At 39.7% G+C, this 18,849-nt stretch carries 17 protein-coding genes; 3 read left to right on the forward strand and 14 right to left on the reverse strand.

Annotation, left to right across the window (positions count from 1 at the left end; translation table 11 throughout):
- The first annotated feature begins 36 nt into the window (after window positions 1-36).
- The gene (locus tag C1I38_RS03760) at window positions 37-1,014 is read left to right on the forward strand and encodes a trigger factor (RefSeq protein WP_165904964.1); all 978 of its coding nucleotides are present in this window, start codon (window positions 37-39) and stop codon (window positions 1,012-1,014) included.
- A 152-nt stretch (window positions 1,015-1,166) separates the two neighbouring features.
- On the opposite strand, the gene C1I38_RS03765 is transcribed toward C1I38_RS03760, so the two are convergent.
- A complete protein-coding gene (locus C1I38_RS03765; RefSeq protein ID WP_243103636.1) occupies window positions 1,167-1,880 on the reverse strand; it encodes a Crp/Fnr family transcriptional regulator in 714 nt (237 codons plus the stop codon).
- Window positions 1,881-2,077: 197 nt separating this feature from the next.
- Here C1I38_RS03765 and C1I38_RS03770 point away from each other — a divergent pair, with 197 nt between their 5' ends.
- Window positions 2,078-3,022 carry a trigger factor gene (locus tag C1I38_RS03770; RefSeq protein WP_158582037.1) on the forward strand — a complete coding sequence of 315 codons (945 nt, stop codon included), beginning with the start codon at window positions 2,078-2,080 and terminating at the stop codon, window positions 3,020-3,022.
- Between the two features lie 4 nt (window positions 3,023-3,026).
- Here the strand turns inward: C1I38_RS03770 and C1I38_RS03775 are convergent, their stop codons facing one another.
- The 10 genes from C1I38_RS03775 to C1I38_RS03820 form a co-directional block, all read right to left on the reverse strand.
- Entirely contained in the window at window positions 3,027-3,725 is a 699-nt protein-coding gene (locus tag C1I38_RS03775) for a Crp/Fnr family transcriptional regulator (RefSeq protein WP_119774739.1), read from the reverse strand.
- Window positions 3,726-4,079: 354 nt separating this feature from the next.
- Window positions 4,080-5,444, reverse strand: a complete 1,365-nt coding sequence (locus C1I38_RS03780; RefSeq protein ID WP_119774738.1) for a reductive dehalogenase — start codon at window positions 5,442-5,444, stop codon at window positions 4,080-4,082.
- A 14-nt stretch (window positions 5,445-5,458) separates the two neighbouring features.
- A complete protein-coding gene (locus C1I38_RS03785; protein WP_119774737.1) occupies window positions 5,459-5,770 on the reverse strand; it encodes a dehalogenase in 312 nt (103 codons plus the stop codon).
- Between the two features lie 347 nt (window positions 5,771-6,117).
- Complete coding sequence (locus C1I38_RS03790; RefSeq protein ID WP_119774736.1) at window positions 6,118-7,482, reverse strand: reductive dehalogenase; 1,365 nt, start codon at window positions 7,480-7,482, stop codon at window positions 6,118-6,120.
- A 12-nt stretch (window positions 7,483-7,494) separates the two neighbouring features.
- Entirely contained in the window at window positions 7,495-7,806 is a 312-nt protein-coding gene (locus C1I38_RS03795; RefSeq protein ID WP_119774735.1) for a dehalogenase, read from the reverse strand.
- A 321-nt stretch (window positions 7,807-8,127) separates the two neighbouring features.
- Window positions 8,128-8,817, reverse strand: a complete 690-nt coding sequence (locus C1I38_RS03805) for a Crp/Fnr family transcriptional regulator (protein WP_119774734.1) — start codon at window positions 8,815-8,817, stop codon at window positions 8,128-8,130.
- A 216-nt stretch (window positions 8,818-9,033) separates the two neighbouring features.
- Window positions 9,034-9,681 carry a cobalamin-dependent protein gene (locus C1I38_RS03810; RefSeq protein WP_119774733.1) on the reverse strand — a complete coding sequence of 216 codons (648 nt, stop codon included), beginning with the start codon at window positions 9,679-9,681 and terminating at the stop codon, window positions 9,034-9,036.
- A 287-nt stretch (window positions 9,682-9,968) separates the two neighbouring features.
- Window positions 9,969-10,094 (reverse strand): hypothetical protein, encoded by a 126-nt coding sequence (locus tag C1I38_RS14330; RefSeq protein ID WP_282432344.1) that lies wholly within the window; start codon window positions 10,092-10,094, stop codon window positions 9,969-9,971.
- 13 nt (window positions 10,095-10,107) lie between these two features.
- Window positions 10,108-11,265 carry a uroporphyrinogen decarboxylase family protein gene (locus C1I38_RS03815; RefSeq protein WP_119774732.1) on the reverse strand — a complete coding sequence of 386 codons (1,158 nt, stop codon included), beginning with the start codon at window positions 11,263-11,265 and terminating at the stop codon, window positions 10,108-10,110.
- Between the two features lie 230 nt (window positions 11,266-11,495).
- A complete protein-coding gene (locus tag C1I38_RS03820; protein WP_119774731.1) occupies window positions 11,496-12,824 on the reverse strand; it encodes an MFS transporter in 1,329 nt (442 codons plus the stop codon).
- Window positions 12,825-13,269: 445 nt separating this feature from the next.
- Here C1I38_RS03820 and C1I38_RS03825 point away from each other — a divergent pair, with 445 nt between their 5' ends.
- Entirely contained in the window at window positions 13,270-14,820 is a 1,551-nt protein-coding gene (locus C1I38_RS03825; protein WP_165904965.1) for a helix-turn-helix domain-containing protein, read from the forward strand.
- A 142-nt stretch (window positions 14,821-14,962) separates the two neighbouring features.
- Here the strand turns inward: C1I38_RS03825 and C1I38_RS03835 are convergent, their stop codons facing one another.
- The 3 genes from C1I38_RS03835 to C1I38_RS03845 form a co-directional block, all read right to left on the reverse strand.
- A complete protein-coding gene (locus C1I38_RS03835) occupies window positions 14,963-16,102 on the reverse strand; it encodes a 4Fe-4S dicluster domain-containing protein (RefSeq protein ID WP_119774728.1) in 1,140 nt (379 codons plus the stop codon).
- A 50-nt stretch (window positions 16,103-16,152) separates the two neighbouring features.
- A complete protein-coding gene (locus C1I38_RS03840; RefSeq protein ID WP_119774727.1) occupies window positions 16,153-17,295 on the reverse strand; it encodes a reductive dehalogenase domain-containing protein in 1,143 nt (380 codons plus the stop codon).
- Window positions 17,296-17,593: 298 nt separating this feature from the next.
- Entirely contained in the window at window positions 17,594-18,778 is a 1,185-nt protein-coding gene (locus tag C1I38_RS03845; protein WP_119774726.1) for a cation:proton antiporter, read from the reverse strand.
- Between the last annotated feature and the right edge of the window lie 71 nt (window positions 18,779-18,849).

Consider the following 18,849-nt stretch of genomic DNA (forward strand, 5'->3'; position numbering starts at 1 on the left):
ATAACAACAAAAAATAATAAAGGAAGTAGATTGGGCATGCATGAAATCAAACTTGGATCATACAAAGGATTAAAGCTTCCTCCAGTATCTATGTTTTCCGAAGATGATTTGAACCTGGGGGCGAGGGAAGCTGTAAAAAAGCTGGCAAACCAATGGGCAAAAAATAATATGCCTGCCGTGTATGGTGATGAAGTTGTTATCGGCCTTCGTGCGGAATGCGACAATATGTTTGTTCCGGAGTTATCGAATTCGAATCTGAAGTTTACCTTGGGGGACCCTTCTGTTCTTGAGGCTTTCAGCCAGATTATCAATCACAAAGCCGGAGATGATTTAGTGCTGTCTGTTACTTTCCCCGAAGGTTTCACCGTTGAACGGATGGGTGGAAAAACAGTTACCTTTCAGATTGCCATCCATGAAGTTAACCACAGACTACCCGTTGAACTCTCGGATGAAATCGCCAGGCAAATTAATCCTGAGGTTTCTGGAATAGATGAGCTGCAGGCCAATTTACGCAAAATAATCTCGGAAAACTGGTTACAAAAGATCAAAGAAGAAAGAATTCGATCCATGATTGACGCCATTGCTTCGGGTTCGGAATATACTTTAGATCAAAAAGAATTCCAGGAAGTTCTGGATATTCTTAATGCCCAATCGCAAAAGGAACTTTTCTCGTCAGGGAATCCTCAAAATCTTGAAGCGCTTATGTCCGGAGATAACAGAATGTTTGAAGCGAAGAACATGGCGTTGGCTGAGAAAACCCTTGTCGAAGAACTTATTCTGACCGAAATTGCACGGCTGGAAAACATCGACATCAGTCCGGAGGAAATCCAGGAAGCAAAATCCTTCTTTTTAAAAACATCCCCCGACAAAACGCAATTCAGTCAGCTCTTTCCAAATGATGAATTTTTAGGAGACTACTTGTTTAGAGAAAAGATTATTCACGCTCTTTGGAAATGGAACGATTGCGATATTTACGGTAAAAGTGATTACGAAAGAATTTTTACATTACAATAGCCGAAAACAATGGCCGAAAATATTTTACTATATTATCTTATCAAATTATTTAGCCCGGGTTAAACTGTACCATGAAAACTTGGGCTAAAAAAGACATGCCGGAAAGTTTCGCCCGGCATGTCTATAAAATCCACAAATGTTGTACCCACAGCTTAGTACTCAACAACTTCATTGATTAAACTTTTTAGTTTTTCAAGATTATAAACATAAATTTTATTTTTGACTTTTTTGAGGACTTCTTGTTTTTCAAGTATGTTAAATAATTTGCAAACCGTCACATAATGTGTGCCCGTAATATCCGCTATTGCTTTCTGCGTAAGCTTTGAAGTTATCACATAACTACCGCCTACAAACTTCCCTTCATGAATGCAAAGATTATAGAGCAAGCGGAACACTCTGCTGGAAGGACGGGAATAGTTTAAATCTCTGGCATGTGCCATAAAATAATATACTTTACTGAGAATATTATGCAAGATATCAAGGACTACTTGTTCGTCGTCATGAAAAATTTTCAGAACTTGCGCAATGGGGAAAAAACAAACTGTACTGGTTTTGATCGCATGAATTTGCAATTCATGATATTCACCGAGAAATGTTGTCATTCCAATACAACCTTCAGTGATATTAAACAGGAATTTATTATGACCATCTTCCATCCCGATACCTACGGATAAACATCCTGATTGTACATATACAATAGAATTAGATTCTGCACCTTGTCCGAGTACAATGCTTCCTTTGGTAAAGGTTCGGGTATTTGCAACATTCGTATACATTCCTAAACGTTCAATTCGATTGAATGTTTCAGGAATTAAAATATCAGGAATTTTTCTCTTTATATTATCATCCATCATCCTATCATCCATTAATTTTCCCCTTCTCCTAAAAAATTCGGATGATCAAAAACATAAAGATACTTGAAGTTTTTAAATAATCGATTGTTTTTTTGCATTTGATTTCAAGGTTGGCATATGCTAAAATCTAGATGCTTAATTTATGATAACATGAAAGTGTTATGACTGCAATTTTCATATTATTTTTATATTAAATGGAGGCACACTCAATGCATCATTTTCAACTTGGTCAGTATAAAGGAATGAAAATCGCCCCTCAGCCCGCGCCTACAGAAACGGAGTTAGAGAATGCGGTAATTCAATCTGTTTTAAAAATGCTCAACGAATGGTCAAAAAACAATATTGTTGTCGAAGAAGGGGATGAGGTTGCAGTCAGCATTTTTGCAACTTGCGACGGTTTGGCTGTTTCGGAACTTTGTTCATCCTATTTAAAATACAAAGTTGGCGATCCTATGATGTTTGGCCAATTCAAAAATGTCATCGGGAAAAAGAAAGCGGATCGTTTCCAAATGATGATTGATATTCCGCACAATAGTCCGCTTCAACATGTTGCAGGCAAGAAAGCTGAGTTTTTAGCTACTGTACTGGAAGTCTGGCCATCAAAGCAATTGGAGGTCACAGACGCAATTGTCCATGAAATGGACCCGGAGGTTCCAGACTTGAAAACGCTGAAAGATAACATTCGCAAGTCCTTGATAGCAGAGAGCCAGCAAACTATCAAAGAAAATAATTTACAAACCATCTTAGATACATTTATCGGGAGTTCAACATATGAGTTGGATGAGGAAATGCTGAAAGCGACAACACAGCAAGTAATTGACAATGCGCTTAAAGACTATGAGATCATAAAGAACCAAAACGCAAATACACCTTTTGGCTCAAGTGAGGCTGATGAATATTTCTATGAGGACTGTGCTGTTTTTGCTAAACAACAGCTTCTCCTCAGTTTGGCTTTTACGGAGTTAGCACGTGTTGAAAATATTTGTATTTCCGATGAAGAAGCAGCGTTAGGAAGGAAGCAGATTCTTGAAGGAATCCAGGGGGATCAACAAATGTTTGACAAGCTTTTCCCTACCCCCGAACTCTTAAAAGAAAGTCTGCTGCATGAGAAGATCGTCAATTACCTATTTGAATGGAATATGGTTGAAAATTGATTTTTTAATATTCAAAAACTTCATTAATCATATTTTTTAGTTTTTCTAGGTTATAAACATAAATTGCATCCTTGGTTTTTCTCAATACTTTCTGCTTTTCAAGGATCGTCAATAATTTGCTAACCGTAACATAATGGGTACCGGTGATTTCGCCAATCGCTTTTTGCGTCAGATTTGAGTGAATGATGTAATAGTCTTCAATTTGCTTTCCATCATGAAGACATAGGTTATACAAGAAGCGAAACACCCTACTCGCGGGACGGGAAAAATTCAAATCTCTTGATTGTGTCATAAAGTAATATACTTTTGAACTAAGATTTTGAATGATATCGACAATCAGTTGTTCATCTTCGTGACATATTTTCAAAACCTCTTCAATGGTAAAAAAACAAACAACACTGTCCTTGACCGCAACGATCTGTAGTTCATGATTCTCACTTAAAAAGGTTGTCATCCCAATGGATTGCTCGCCAATTTGGAACAAAAATTTATTATGACCATCATCTGCTCCCATGCTTACGGCAAGACATCCCGACTGCACATACATTACATTATTGGTTTCACTACCCTGAGAAAGTACGACGCTTCCTTTGCAAAATGGACGCGTACTTCCCAGATGTACATATTTTTCCAATCTTTCAACACGATTAAACGATTCAGGAATGATTGTTCCTGGAATCTGTCTTTTTGTGCTATCATCCATGGATTTTCCCTCCTCTAACAGCAGATGAGTCAGACCGTCGTCAAGAATATTTATCTTATGAACCAACTTGGATAACTATTTAAAAAAATTTGCAAATGCTAAAAGTATCTTTACATGACCTATGATAACATTAAATCACTAATATATGCACTATAACAGGTGGGTAGATTATTTGCAGAAAACAAAAAAGTCATTGGCAGAAAGATGGAGGATCTTTTTCAAATGACAATTAATTTCTGCAATATTTCCGATGGAAGTCATCAAAAGAGTAAGTATCCGTTTTTTGTACGCCTTTAAGCGGCAAGAGAAAAACTCCGCCGCTTAAAGATATATTTCGTAAGAAAGCTGAACTGCTTATAGCTTGGATAAATCATATCTTTCGGGCCATTCCAGCCACCATTTATATTTTTCGATTTGCTCCGTACCATAGCCGAACATATCATCAATTTTTTTCAACAGACTGGAAGAAGCTTCTCCATGACTGCCGATCCAAGTACCTGCTTCGTGGAACCAGGATTGTTCCTTGGAATCCCAAGGACACACTTTCATACACCTGCCGCAGGAAGAGCCTTCTTTGTTTGTTGCCCGGAATATCGTGCATTTTTTAGAATCACTGTTCCAACGCAAGTAGCCATTGTATTCAACTGGTTCCTTATCCTTCGTAATGGCGCCGGAAGGGCAGTTATCTGCGCATTTGCCGCATACCCGACAAAAATCAAGCATGCCGAAATCAATCGGTTTGTCGGGAGCAAGAGGCAAATCAGTGGTTACGGCCGCCACTTTGTGACGGAATCCAAGACGCGGATGTGCAGTGCAGTCACCCGTTCTGGTTAATTCACCCAGTCCCGCAGCTATAATACAGGGACCCATAACCGCTTCATAATTGGTGAAATGTTGTGCTCTGGCGTTATAGCCCAGGTTACGGATATAACTGGCTAGGATACAGGAGATAACACCGGTTGAATGATATGAACGCATAGACTGGGCAGCGCTGATACCATCATATCCGGTCGAAGCCAACATTGTTTCCAAATGCTGGTCAACCATGACTACAATAACATAGGGAAGTCTTTCCGTAACCGGTGTCGACTTAGATAAATCATCCTTAAGCAAATCTTCCAGACTAGGAGTTTTATAGGTATAATAAGCATACGGGGGCATCTTGCCGATTCCGACTTCATCCGCCCGCAAAAAATAAGCGCAATCCTTAATGTGCTGGGACATTTGTTCTGGATCAGGAATCGGTAGCTTTTCAGGGGCCGGTTGTCCGCTTACCATCGGTTCCGGAGCAAGGTTCACGGCGAATCCGGCAATGGCAGCGTTAAACGGGTGCTTAAAAACGAATTGATAGTAGTACGATGCCTTTTGAGCTTCGGGTGTAAGTTTACCACGCATTGCATAAAAGAATCCTGAGTCTGCTTCATGGCTATTTTTAACAGTGCCAACTAGCTTTGAAGTTCCAAGCCATTGATCGTTATGCTCGACAAATCGGACACTGGCACCACCATAATCTACATTGGGATGTAGCTTGGATTTGGCTCCGTTTTGGGGGCCTGTCTGGCTTGCCATAGCTTCAGCTGCTTCTGCCGGCAAAACTCCGATTGCGCCAACAATCCCTGCTGCCAGAGCAGAAGCAGCCCCTGCTTTTAGAAATTTACGGCGATCCATCTTAAACCGCTGATTTTGTTGACTTCCTTCTTTTTCTGAAGATCTAAACATCTTTTTTCACCTCTTTACGCCTTTGCGCCTGGATTGATATTTTCACGTTTTTTTCCTAAGAATCCTAAAAGTCTGGCTAATACGATGGCTAGAACGATTGATAATCCGATAAACATAAAGATAGCTGTACTTGTTGCCTTCACGTGTCCTACGATAGAGTTAATATAGATGAATGAAACCCCTATTACTGTGATCGAATACCACAAGACGTATAATACCCAGTTAAGAACAGTTTTCCATCTCAAATCCTGCTTAGCTCGCGGCTTTATAAAAATGATTCCGGCTAAAAACAGAATTCCGGCTAGAAATACCAAGAATGTTCCCATTTTCTCACCTCCCCCTACGCAAAATACTTTTTGAAAACGCGGTTCAGTCTATCGTAACCTTACCGATTTCCAAGGTGCTATTTGAGTCAATCATACCAGGTTGGTGAAAAATATTAATTTAGTATGTATTAACAGCGGCTAATATTTCGTCAGATTAACGAATATTAACCGCTGTTTTGATAGAAGCCATTCACACTGTAGATAAAATTTTTCTAGAAAGTACATTTTAACGGTATAATAAAAATCTATTGCGGCGTACCCCCGGGTAAGCCGCAATAGATTTTAAAAGCGATGAGTATAAAATCTCACCGCTTTTAAAATTACTTATAATATTGATCGTTAACGTCTTAGTGCTTGAGTGCCGTTATGTCATACCGTTCCGGCCACTCCAGCCACCATTTATATCTTTCAATCTGTTCGGTACCATAACCGAACATATCATCAATTTTCTTAAGGAGACTAGCAGAAGCTTCTCCTTTGCTGCCAATCCAGGTGCCTGCAGTATGGAACCAGGATTTTTCCTTGGAATTCCAGGGGCATACCTTCATACAGCTGCCGCAGGAAGAACCCTCTTTATTCGTTACACGGAATTCCGTGCATTTTTTGAAGTCACTGTTCCAACGCAAATATCCGTTGTATTCAACCAAATCCCGGTCATGGGTAATAGCGCCTGACGGACAATTATCTGCGCATTTAGCACAGACGCGACAGAAATCAAGTAACCCAAAGTCAATCGGTTTATCCGGAACTAAAGGTAGGTCTGTGGTCACAGCCGCAACTTTGTGGCGGAATCCTAACCGGGGATGAACCGTACAGTCACCTGTCCTGGATAGTTCACCCATCCCTGCAGCCATGATAAGAGGCGGCATGACTGAAGCATAGTTGGTGAAGTGATGAGCCCTGGCGTTATAGCCCAGGCCACGAATATAATTGGCCAGAATAACCGCAACTACGCCGGTCGAATGGTAAGAACGCATGGACTGGGAAGCACTGATGCCGTCATAGCCCGTAGAAGCCAGCATGGTCTCTAAATGCTGGTCAATCATAACCACAATAACATAAGGAAGCCGTTCCGTCACAGGAATTGACTTTGACAGGTCGTCTTTCATCAAATCGTCCTGACTGGGAGCCTTATGGGTATAATAAGCATACTCCGGCATTTTGCCGATTCCCACTTCGTCAGCGCGCAAAAAATAGGCAGCATCTTTAATATGCTGTGACATTTGTTCCGGGTCGGGAATCGGAAGTTTCTGCGGAGACGGCTGTCCGCTCACCATTTGAGGGGCCATAAGCGACATTGCAAACTGGGCAATGGCAGCACCAAATGGATGTTTCATGACAAACTTATAATGATAAAATCCTTGCTGTGCCTCCGGAGAATATTTTCCACGATTGGCCATATAAAAGCCCTGTTCCGCTTCGTGGTACGGTTTAATCGTTCCTACAATTTTGGTTGTCCCCAGCCACTGGTCATTATGCTCAACAAAACTGACACTCGAGCCGCCATAATCCACAACAGGATGAAGTTTGGATTTGGCTCCAGTTTGGGGAACTGCTGTGTTCTTCACAGCTTCGGCGGCTTCAGCCGGCAAAACGTTCATCGCACCGACCATTCCCGCTGTAAGAGCTGAAGCAACCCCGGCTTTCAGAAACTTGCGGCGGTCCATCTGGAACCCCTTTTGACTATTTTCGTGATCCGAAGATCTAAACATTGCATTTCACCTCTATGTTTCTAAATTTGTATTTTGCTGATTGCGTTTTTTTCCAATGAAACCTAAAAATCTTGCCAGCACAATTGCCAGAACGATCGATAAACCTAAGAAAAGGAATATGGCAGTACTCGTTGCTTTTACATGTCCTACACTTGAATTAATATAGATAAAAGAAATCCCGGTGCCAGTAATCACAAACCATAAAACGTACAAAACCCAATTGAGAATTGTTTTCCATTTTAAATCCTGCTTAGCCCGCGGTTTGATAAATATAATGCCGCCTAAAAATAAAATACCTGCCAGAAATACCAAAAATGTTCCCATGTTCTTTTCACCTCCTCTGTTTCCAAAACACTTCTCCTGAAATCCGGTACAACCTGTGTTATAGTGTTTTCAAAATGAAGCTTTATGGAACAATCTTAGCATGATATAAAAAAAACGATGTTATCATTGCTAATAAAATTTTATTTTTAATTTTTTCTTTTATTTCTGAATCAAAATACAATTTAGGACATTAAAAATACGACGCACCTAGACGGTGCGCCGCATGAGATTGTACACGCCTTCTTCATTGCTGGCCCTAAAAGTGGTGCAGATTTTTGCATCCGTATTCCAACGCAGATAGCCGTTATGTTCCACGGGATTTTATTTTTTCATCCATTCATTAATTAAATCCTTAAGTCTTTCCAAGTCAATAACTACGATTTTATTCGTGGTTTTATATAAAATGTTTTCCTTTTTAAGGAATCCGAATATTCTGCTTATTGTTACAAAGTGAACGCCTATTATTTCAGAAATTGCCTTCTGAGATAGCTTAATGTCTATTTGATATACATTGTTTACTAACTTTCCCTGTGTAAGGCAAAGATCATAAAGTAGACGTAATACCCTAACCGAAGGATTATAAAGGATCATCTCTTTGGCTTCCCGCATAAAATAACCGCATTTAGATGAATAGCATGAAATAAAATCGAAAAGCACTTCTTTGTCCTGCTGAAAAATTTCAAAAAGCTGTTCTTGCGTAAAAAACCATACTGTGCTGCTTTCTTCTGCAACTACATGGACAAAACAATCATCAAAAGGAAATAACCTATCAGCAAAAGTAAGTGGGTCAGCATAGAACATCACTTTATGCCTTCCATCTTCGTTCAGAAAGTTGATGCTTAATCTTCCGGAAATCACATAGATGATTTTGTGGATTAATTCCCCCGGCAAAACGATAGATTCACCCTTACCATAATTACGGATTGTTCCCAGATGACCATAATTCTGCAACTTTTTCATCGGATAAAAATTATTCGGCAAAATGTAATAATTGTTTGTTATTTTTTCCATACTCACATTCTCCCCTCCAGGGAACCGGGGTGCACCTTAACGCCGGAACCGGCGGCCGCCAACGGCGAGGTTGCCTTATCTGAGCGGGCCTTCAAAAGTTGAGTAGTAACGAGACTGCTTTCAAAATATTTTATTGATTACTATTATTCTAAGAATGAAGTCACCATCGGATATCTGATGACCAGATCCAGCAGGCCTTACTAGGGGCCTACTGGCTTAATAAGCCTTTTGAAGCCATTTTTCACATATTGATACACCTTCAGCAGCGTTCGTGGTAAATGCATCTGCACCAATGTTCTTGCAAGCTTCCGCAGTGACAGGGTTTCCGCCAATAATCAGTTTCACTTGCTCACGCAATCCGGCATCCTTAATAGCTTCCGCTGTACTTTTCATAGAGTCCAACGCAATAGTTAAAACGCCACTCATACCTACTATTTGAGGCTTTGTTTCTTTTATTTTTTCGACAACGGTGTCAGCAGGTACATCAATCCCAATGTCAATCACTTCAAAGCCGGCCGCCTCTGCCATACTCTTGAAAATATTCTTTCCGATATCGTGCAAGTCACCTCGAACAGTGGCAAGAAGGATTCTTCCAACTTTTTTCGTATTTTGTTCGCCTACAAAGGGTTTAAGCGTTTCCATTGCAGATGTAAGCAATTCCCCAGCGAAAATCAGATCGCCAACAAAATAATCACCCTTTTCGAAAAGATCCCCAATTATTGCCATTCCCTGTTGACAAGCATTTACGACCTCTTCAGCTTCATTCTTACTAGGATTTTTTGCCACAAATTCATTTAAAATCCCCACTACCTGTTCTTCATTAAGATTTCCCATGGCCTGGGTCAATACCTGTAAATCTACCATTGTAAAACATCTCCTTTTATTGATTAAGACCAACTTTTCAACAAGATCCCTAAACCATTTCGTGCTAATTTTATACAATTTTAATGTTCAGGTTTGTCCTCTTCCGGAAAATTAACATCAATATCGTACCCCTCATTTGCAAGCATATATGAAAGGCTGGCGTAACTCGACCTATATTGTATTAATTGCTCTTCCTGTATTACAAGTTGATTATTCGCATAAACAAGGATTGATAAATCCTTATCTTTCAACTAATTAGTTAAGCTAATGCTACAATTAATCCGCCCTTAATCTTCAATCATCGACAAGATTAACTTGTTAACAAGAGCTTCCCTGGTTTTTTCATCCGTTTGCCAATCTGTTTGGTTTTTTAATTCATCCAACAAATCCATTACTGTCTTTTCATTCTCCATATTAGGTCCCCCTTTACTTATATGCGCCATATGCGTGGACAAACTCATTGACGGCTTTCAAATTTTCGACATTTACATCTGCTGGTGATATTAGCGCTCTTTCAGTGGTAAATAGGAATCCACCGCCCGGAGCACATGCATCAATAATCCGCTTCGCTTCATCGATACATTCTTGCTTATTGCCATACTTAAGCATGCTGGTAGGTACACCGCCAAGAACTGCGAATTTATCTCCCAGTTTCTTTTTAGCCTCAATAATATCATCCGCTTCCAAATAGCAGAGTATTGAAGCTTTCGGAAGTTCCCTTAGGAAATCATAGTATGGTTCCCACTTGCCTTCCAAAAACATTAATGTTTTTGTACCAAGTTCATTCACCCTTAACAACATTTTTTTATAAGTGGGCCAGAAAAATTTCTCAAAGCTTTTTGGACCCAAAAATGCCGGACAATGCAACATTGTGACCGCATAAGGATATTCTCCTGTTAAGCCTTTTTCACATACCTGCATATAGATCGGGTACAAAGCTTCACAAGCCGCAATCACTTGTTCTGGAACTCTTCTCAAGTCTCCAAAAAGCCCCTGGAATCCTCTCAACCTGTCAAAGATCAAATCAAGAGGAGGGTAAAGCTTGCTACCGACAATCGGAGCCACGCCATATATATTTTTGCCCCTCTCGATTATTTTTCCGGTATCCCTGGCAAATTCGGCCATTTCCAGTACAGCTTTTTTTAACGCCTCAACATTTTCAGGATATGGCCTGCTAAGCGCAGGAAATTTTCTGGGAAAAATTTTGTTTGCCATAAATGTTATTGGATCATTGATTAGCTCCGGATACTCTTCAGAAAGCATCGGCGTGTTTTCCGAATGTTGAATGGTTACTTCATCCTCAGAAATAAAATAAGTTTTACTCTGCAGCGTTTCAACCATTTTCATTCGAACCATTGTGCCCCAGCTCAAGCTGCAGTCAAAATAAATATCATCGAAAATACTCGTCCACTTTTCTGCCAACTTATCTCCGTCGTTAATAAGTTCTCTTGTTTTAGAACCCGAGTAAGCAATCGGGAAAGCCGTCATAGCCGCCATGATGGGCACACGTTTCGGTTCCTTAATATTAGCTGTTGTTTTAATGTCTTCAATCCGCTGCTCGTATCTAGCTTGAATATCATCCATATTAATTCCTCCTACCAATTGCAATTTTTATCTATCCACATTACTCAATTACAGTCCATGCCTAGATTTGTTAACTCTTTGGGATATACTATATATAATTACATTGCAACTATGCATTATAATTTAAAGTTTGTTTCATAGTGAACAATGAATTTGCCCTATAGACAAATTCATTGTTCACTTAACGACCTTTGAAACTCAAATTCGAGGAGTAGTATACGGACTATTTTTTAACTGTTAATGGAGGGCGCGGTGGCTTTCTTGGCGGTTAGTTGGGAAACCACAACACAGATCATTATCAAAAGAAATGGTGCGGTTGCAAATATCAAAAAGTTTGTCATTAAAGATGCCTTTTGTGCTATTAACATCCCTCCAATAATTGGTGCGAAGGATCCGCCGAAACGCCCCATAGCACTGGACCATCCTAACCCTGTTCCACGGAAGGCAAGCGGGTAGCCGACCGATACAAATACATAGATCAATCCCATTAAGCCATACATACCGGCTCCAAGGATAAACAGAACAACTGATACCAGAGTAATATTTAGTTTCAACATCAAAAGCAGAACAACAAGGGCAGGGATCACTGAATATACAATAAGCGTATTTTTAAGTCCAATTTTATTGGATATCGGGCCTGATATAAGTATACCTGGTATTGCCCCGAGGGTGAAAGTAATCATGAGCGTAAGACTGGATCCCAAGTTATATCCTGCACCCATCAAAATTTTCGGCAGCCAGGTTATTAAGCCGTAAACAATAAACATACATAGCGCCATGATTACCCAATATAAAATCGTATTCACAGCCATGCCGTCCTTCCACAAGCTAAGAAAAGATCCTCTTTCAGAAGGTTTGATATCTACTTCGTATTGTTCATCAGCGCCGGGAGTGTGTTCAGGGGCAGATTTTTTTAACAACTTTTGAATTTGATCTCTTTTGCCGTCTTTTATCAATTTCTGCATGGATTCAGGTAAATAAGCAGCACAGATAAATATTAAAACAATGGGAATAAAGCCAAGCAAAAACATAGGTCTCCAGCCATATTCCGGTATAATAGCCTTACCTACCAAAGCACTGAACATTGTTCCGAGCGGCACTCCAAGAGTCGTTGCGCTAATCAGGTTAACACGATTTTTTAAAGGACTATATTCAGCAACCAAAGCGAACGTGACAGGGGCAATTCCGGCAATACCCATTCCGGTTAAAACCCGGTATAAAGAAAGCTGCCATACCTCGGTCGCAGTTCCCATCATGCCTGTGAAAACCGCGTAAAAGCCTATAGCCAACATGAATACTTTTTTATTACCTATCCTGTCAGCTAACATTCCAAATATGATTCCGCCTGCCATCATTCCATATAGAGTATAGCTACCAATCAGTCCGAAAACTGTTGGCGCAATACCTGTATCTTTCATCAACGCAGGAAGGGAATTACCGTAAACCCCCTGATCATATCCATCAAATAACAGCCCTAAGAAAGCTAATATTGCCACCAAGGCAAAAAAACTATTCATTTTACTCGATCCGATTAATTTTGAAACATTTACTTTACTCAAACAACTCATCTCCTTTAATTAATCCTCGATAGTATACGTCCGAAGCCAGAACCCTTTCATTCCTTTTCTGTAAATACAACTACTCATTGAACATACTTTCTTGAGCTTCTTCCTCCTTTCCTTACCTTCAATAAACTTTCTGATAATATTCTTCCAAAATGAGAGTTATCGTATTAAATATTGTAAGCAACAAACCTCTTATCAGGTTGCTCCATAAACATTGGATAGATAATTATTTAGACTTTAGCACAAATCTCATATGCAAGTAAACAAACAGCTTATTGTTATCAGAAATTTCCTTTATATTTATAATTTGTTTACTTTTCTGACCTTATTATATATAATCACTATTAACCGGACAATGTATTAGAGTTTAAAGTTTGTAAATCAACGGATGAATAATTTGTACTATAATACAAATAGACCATCCGTAATAGGAGGGTATATGAAATTAGCGGATATAGTAAACCATCTAAATACGCTCGTTCCATGTTCTTTGACTTTTAAGGATGACACGGTAAGTATTCACTCTTACGCCTTGATACAGAAAGAACTTCAACATTATATTCCCGGGTGCCTTTATATCGGATTCGCATCTGCTCTGCCGCCAATACCGTCTAATATAAACTTGACTCTGCTTTGCATAGAAGACACAGCACTCCCAGAATTATATCTTCGGGCAACGAACCTTAATCTTTGCTGCGTTGCTAATTCAGAAATAACCCCATTTGAAATTTTAAATCATGTCGCCGTCATAATTAATGAAGAAGTTAACCTATCTTGGTACATGCAAAAATTATTCGACACCATTTATTCAAATCAAGGGTTGCAACCCCTTATTGATACCGCGACAGAAATCTTTGGACATCCAATGCTTCTGCACGATAGTAATTTTAAAGTTCTTGCTTTATCGCAGGATGCTGTTAATATTGTCGAACTAACCGAAGATAAAAATGGCGATAAATATGTCAACGCCAATACCATCTCCTTCATCCGTGATAATCACATTTATTCAAAGACACGCAGCCAGGGATATTCCCAGTACGTGAGAAAATCGGAACGTTTCAATGGAACCCTCTCGACTATCATCCAGATCCAAGGTATAGAAGTTGCTCAACTAGCAATTTATGAGGCCGGCAAACAGTTTCAGGAAATCGATTTTAAGCTTATCGAGCCTCTTCGGAAATTATTATCCATAGAATTGCAAAAAAATGACTTCTTTAGCATCAGCAAAAATTTACTACCCAACTATTTTCTAACGGACTTGCTGGATAAGAAAATTCATGATGAAGATTCTATCAGAAAACGGCTTAATTATTTGCAGTGGCCGAGTACAGAAACATATCAAATCATGATAATAAGTAATAAGCTAAGTAACACTTTTGAAAGCAAAATTCCATTTATCATCCAATCTTTGCAATCTTTTATTCCCAGTGATAAATGTATTGTCTATAAAAATGAACTCGTAGTATTCATCGATAATTCAATCAGCCTCAGTTTATTCCAAGAGTCCGGTTCGGAATTTACCGAATATTTAAGCGCCAATGCTCTTTTTGCCGGTGTCAGCATCCCATTTACCAGGCTGTCGGAAAGCAGAAAATATTACAACCAGGCTTTAAAGGCTAGTGAATTCGCCCAACGCAATAATCAGCCTTTCTGCCTTTATGAAAAAAACATGCTGTATTTTCTTACAGAACTAATCTCTTCCCATAGCGAGATTATTGATTTCTGCCATCCCGCGGTTATCTACCTGGCCAAAGAGGAAGGATCCAACGGAACACCTTTTTTAGAAACATTAAAGTATTATTTATACTATACGAATTCGCCTAATGAGGCGGCCAGCACCTTATGCGTCCATCGGAACACTTTATTTTACAGGATTAATAAAATAAAAGAGCTCACCGGCGTAAACCTGGATAATGCCGAAGAACGGCTGCAGATTTATCTTTCTATCAAATTACTGGAATTCAGTAACATCAATATTGCCAATTTGTAATTCTATCTGCTTGAGTCGCCCGTTGGACAGGACTTTTAATTTTACACCAGCCAGATAATGCGTGCTTAGCTGGGCACGCTGCACATAAACAGACACCTCCCGGCCCGATTGAGCCGAGAGGTCTTTTTTTGCCTGAACAGCGCTATTCTTTTCTCCGATTGAAGCGGAATTCTTTCCAAACATCGGGTGACTTTTCCATCCATTCAGGATCAGGATATTTTCCCGGATCATGCGGACCATAGACTTGCCGTTCCAATTTGGTCAGGAAAATGCCCGGAAGACTTCCACCCTTAGCTGCCAACCAAAGCCCGATAGAGTGCTCCAAGGAAGGCGGTTTACTATAAGGGCAAGAACTTAAGCATACGCCACAATCGGTCCCTGTTTTGTTCCATATTCTAAAGCAGTTCTCTGCTTTGAAACGATATCTCTCCACTCCCCTTATGATTTCTTTCTCATCATCCATGCTGATGGCCGCTCCCGGACAATTCTCAGCACAAATTTTACAATTCTTACAGAAATCATCGACTCCCAGATTAGACTTTTTATCATAGACCAATGGCAAATCTGTTGTAATGACCGTCATTTTAAAAGCCATACCGAATTCTTTGGAAATCAGAATCCCGCTTCGGCCTAATTCCCCGATGCCGGCGTCAATGCCAACCGGCGGAAAGATAACCTGATTATTGGTCAGGATATGCGCCCGGGCCGGATACCCCATATTGCGGATCGCTCTTGCTAAACGTACCGATATATAACCGAGCTTTGAATACAGCTTAAAAATATACATCATAATCTGTTTTTTTGGGGCACCCTTTAAGATATCGTAATCCATCCCCTCGGCGATGACGATAGCATTCTTATGCGGTAAATTAATCGGTGTCCCGATCGGAATATCATTTTTCCGGGTAAAATTTCTTCCCCTATGGCTATAAACATACTCCTGATTCAGCGGCCCGATCTTAACAACGGATGCCTCTAAAATATTTTTGGCAAAACCTTTGACTTTTTCAGTAGCACGTTCCGGCGTCATTTCAATCTTCACAGGATCGACTGGTCCATCCACCATATCCTCTTGGCCCAATTGCCTAAGAAGCGATATCAAAGATAACCACGCCATATTATCTACACGTGCTCCCACGCCTAGCGTTCCAGGCAATTCTTTCTGACTTAAATCCGTCTTCTCCAGATCGGGATGCTTTTTATAGTACGCTTCCCATTCTGGTGTACCCGGATGCAGCTCATCATATCGGCTTAAAACATTATCACGTTCATCATATCTCATAATTTCCAGCTCCTCGCTTCACAGAATAACAAATTAGACAAACTACCGACCTATTCTTTTCTCCGGTCAAAACGGAATTCTTTCCAGACATCCGGCGGTTCTTCCATCCATTGAGGGTGAGGATGTTTTCCCGGAGAATGAGGACCATATATTAGCCGTTCTAACCTGGTCAAAAAAATACCTGGGAAACTTCCGCCTTTAGCTGCTAACCAAAGTCCGAAAGAGTGCTCCAAAGAAGGTGGTTTACTATAGGGGCAGGCACTCATGCACACACCACAATCAGTCCCTGTTTTATTCCATATCTTAAAACAGTTCTCTGCTTTGAAACGGTATCTCTCCACTCCTCTGATGATTTGTTTCTCATCATCCATGCTGATGGCCGCTCCCGGACAATTCTCAGCACAAATCTTGCAATTTTTACAGAAATCATCGACTCCCAGCTTCGATTTCCGATCATAGACCAATGGCAAGTCTGTTGTAATGACCGACATTTTCATTGCAGTACCAAACTCTTTGGAAATCAGAATTCCGCTTCTCCCTAATTCTCCGACACCAGCATCAATCGCAGCCGGAGGAAATATAACCTGATTGTTAGTCACGATATGAGCCCGGGCAGGATAACCTATATTGCGTATAAACCTTGCCATGAGCACCGCCATGTGACCAAGTTTAGAGTATGCCCTAAAAATCTCAAGCATAATCTCTTTTTTAGGGGCTCCTTTTAAAATATCGTAATTAATCCCTTCAACCAAAAAGATAGCATTTTTATGCGGTAAATTAATGGGCAACCCCACAGGTATCTCTACTCCACCATGCCGATGATAGCTTCGTCCTTTAACGCTATAAACATACTCCTGATTCAGAGGCCCGATCTTAACAACGGATGCCCCTAAAATATGTTTCGCAAAACCTTTAACTTTTTCCGCAGCACGTTCCGGCGTCATTTCAATCTTCACAGGATCCACCGGTCCATCCACCATATCCTCTTGTCCCAATTGCCCAAGAATGGACATCAGCGACTGCCACGCCATATTATCTACACGCGCCCCTACGCCAAGCGTTCCTGGTAAATCAAACTGACTTAAATCCGTCTTCTCAAGGTCCGGATGCTTCTCATAGTACTCGATCCACTCGCGGCTACCCGGCTTAAGCTCATACCGGGCTAAAGCATTATCATGTTCATCATATTTCATAATCTTGTACTCCTCACTTGATAAATAACAAATTGTTTTATTGAAATTTGTTACCTATACAGAAAATATGTTTTGCTTGATATTTGTTATTACAAGTCTCAGAAACCAATATTTTTGATTAAAGAAAATAGTGCTATACATATCCTGAAGATTAAGTCCTACCTAAAATGAAATAAAAATAAAATTATTTTAACTTCTTCCCTCCTTGCCAAAAAGATATTGTTCCTATTGAATATAGATAGTTCATTGCTCCTTTCTTTTTATCATTAAAAATTTACCAATGTCTCTTTCTAGAAAGTCATTTTTTTGTCAAATGGTTGAAAATGAGCGGCGAAAGTGTGCAAGTTATTATCGCCACTAAAATGATTGCTCCGAACAAGCTACCGTTAATAATTCCTAGTTTTAAGGCAATAGTGCCTGTAGCAATTATTAGGCTTAATCTGGAAGACAATAATGTGGTTGCCGCTATCGACTTACTCCATGAATAGTTGATTTTTAAGAATACCGTCGGTGCCAGAGTCACAGCATATACTGCAAGTACCAGAACCGGTAACAGATAAAACGAGCTAGGATTATTCAGAATATCTCTGACGTTAAAATTGACTCCCACCATAATAAAGAAAACAGGAATGAATATTCCGTAGGCTATGGCGTCAAACTTATGAAAAATCTGCGACGTTTTACGATCACTAATTAGAGAAATGATTAGTCCTACTAAAAATGCACCAAGGATTATTTCAGTATTTAAGAATTGAGCAATTACCATAAACAATATAAGACAAGCAAACGCACCCCGGACCTTTATTTGTGAATTTTTATGCGCCAATTGTTCCATCATTGGTAATTTAAACACGACGTCCAAAAGCTTCCAGATTAGAACAAAAATCGGTATGAATAGTAAGATGTAGCAAAGCTTAATCAACGAATTTGTGGCTATAAACGTGATGTATGAAGACAACAGGATCATTGTGAAAAAGTCGGAAAACAGAGAACTTAACAATATAATTTGTCCATATTTACTGGACAACATTTCTCGTTCTTTAAGTATGGGTACTACTATTCCGACAGAGGTGCTGGACAAAATAATTGTAAAAATTACAACATCAGGGATAAGCCCAATCCATTTGAGACCGAAAGCTACTAATAGAGATAGGACAAGCGTTGTGGAAAATAGAATCAATGACATAATTAACGGGTGCTGATGCCATTTGACCTTTTGTGTCTTTGCAAGCGAAATGATTAAGTTGAAATCTATTTCTATTCCCGCCATAAACATGAGAAAGGCGAATCCTAAATTATAGAGAAAACTCAGCCATTCACTCCCTTGAATTAAGTCAAATCCGCTTTTTCCAATGATGATTCCAGCAATAATCTCACCAACAACTATAGGAATGGAAACACGCTTAATCTTGTTAACTACTAAGGGAATAGCAAATGCGATGATACCAATGATTAATAATGAAACATACGACATATAAGACATTCTGACTTTCTCCCGCTCGGTGTTATTTCCATGTTATTGCGTACAATACAGTCGTAACGGTATTTTGCAGG

This window comes from Dehalobacter sp. 12DCB1, from assembly GCF_004343605.1.
Lineage (GTDB): Bacteria > Bacillota > Desulfitobacteriia > Desulfitobacteriales > Syntrophobotulaceae > Dehalobacter.

Coding starts and splice junctions, on each gene's coding strand:
- C1I38_RS03760 (WP_165904964.1), top strand. CDS start 37: ATGCATGAAATCAAACTTGGATCATACAAAGGATTAAAGCTTCCTCCA.
- C1I38_RS03765 (WP_243103636.1), bottom strand. CDS start 1,880: ATGGATGATAGGATGATGGATGATAATATAAAGAGAAAAATTCCTGAT.
- C1I38_RS03770 (WP_158582037.1), top strand. CDS start 2,078: ATGCATCATTTTCAACTTGGTCAGTATAAAGGAATGAAAATCGCCCCT.
- C1I38_RS03775 (WP_119774739.1), bottom strand. CDS start 3,725: ATGGATGATAGCACAAAAAGACAGATTCCAGGAACAATCATTCCTGAA.
- C1I38_RS03780 (WP_119774738.1), bottom strand. CDS start 5,444: ATGTTTAGATCTTCAGAAAAAGAAGGAAGTCAACAAAATCAGCGGTTT.
- C1I38_RS03785 (WP_119774737.1), bottom strand. CDS start 5,770: ATGGGAACATTCTTGGTATTTCTAGCCGGAATTCTGTTTTTAGCCGGA.
- C1I38_RS03790 (WP_119774736.1), bottom strand. CDS start 7,482: ATGTTTAGATCTTCGGATCACGAAAATAGTCAAAAGGGGTTCCAGATG.
- C1I38_RS03795 (WP_119774735.1), bottom strand. CDS start 7,806: ATGGGAACATTTTTGGTATTTCTGGCAGGTATTTTATTTTTAGGCGGC.
- C1I38_RS03805 (WP_119774734.1), bottom strand. CDS start 8,817: ATGGAAAAAATAACAAACAATTATTACATTTTGCCGAATAATTTTTAT.
- C1I38_RS03810 (WP_119774733.1), bottom strand. CDS start 9,681: ATGGTAGATTTACAGGTATTGACCCAGGCCATGGGAAATCTTAATGAA.
- C1I38_RS14330 (WP_282432344.1), bottom strand. CDS start 10,094: ATGGAGAATGAAAAGACAGTAATGGATTTGTTGGATGAATTAAAAAAC.
- C1I38_RS03815 (WP_119774732.1), bottom strand. CDS start 11,265: ATGGATGATATTCAAGCTAGATACGAGCAGCGGATTGAAGACATTAAA.
- C1I38_RS03825 (WP_165904965.1), top strand. CDS start 13,270: ATGAAATTAGCGGATATAGTAAACCATCTAAATACGCTCGTTCCATGT.
- C1I38_RS03835 (WP_119774728.1), bottom strand. CDS start 16,102: ATGAGATATGATGAACGTGATAATGTTTTAAGCCGATATGATGAGCTG.
- C1I38_RS03840 (WP_119774727.1), bottom strand. CDS start 17,295: ATGAAATATGATGAACATGATAATGCTTTAGCCCGGTATGAGCTTAAG.
- C1I38_RS03845 (WP_119774726.1), bottom strand. CDS start 18,778: ATGTCTTATATGTCGTATGTTTCATTATTAATCATTGGTATCATCGCA.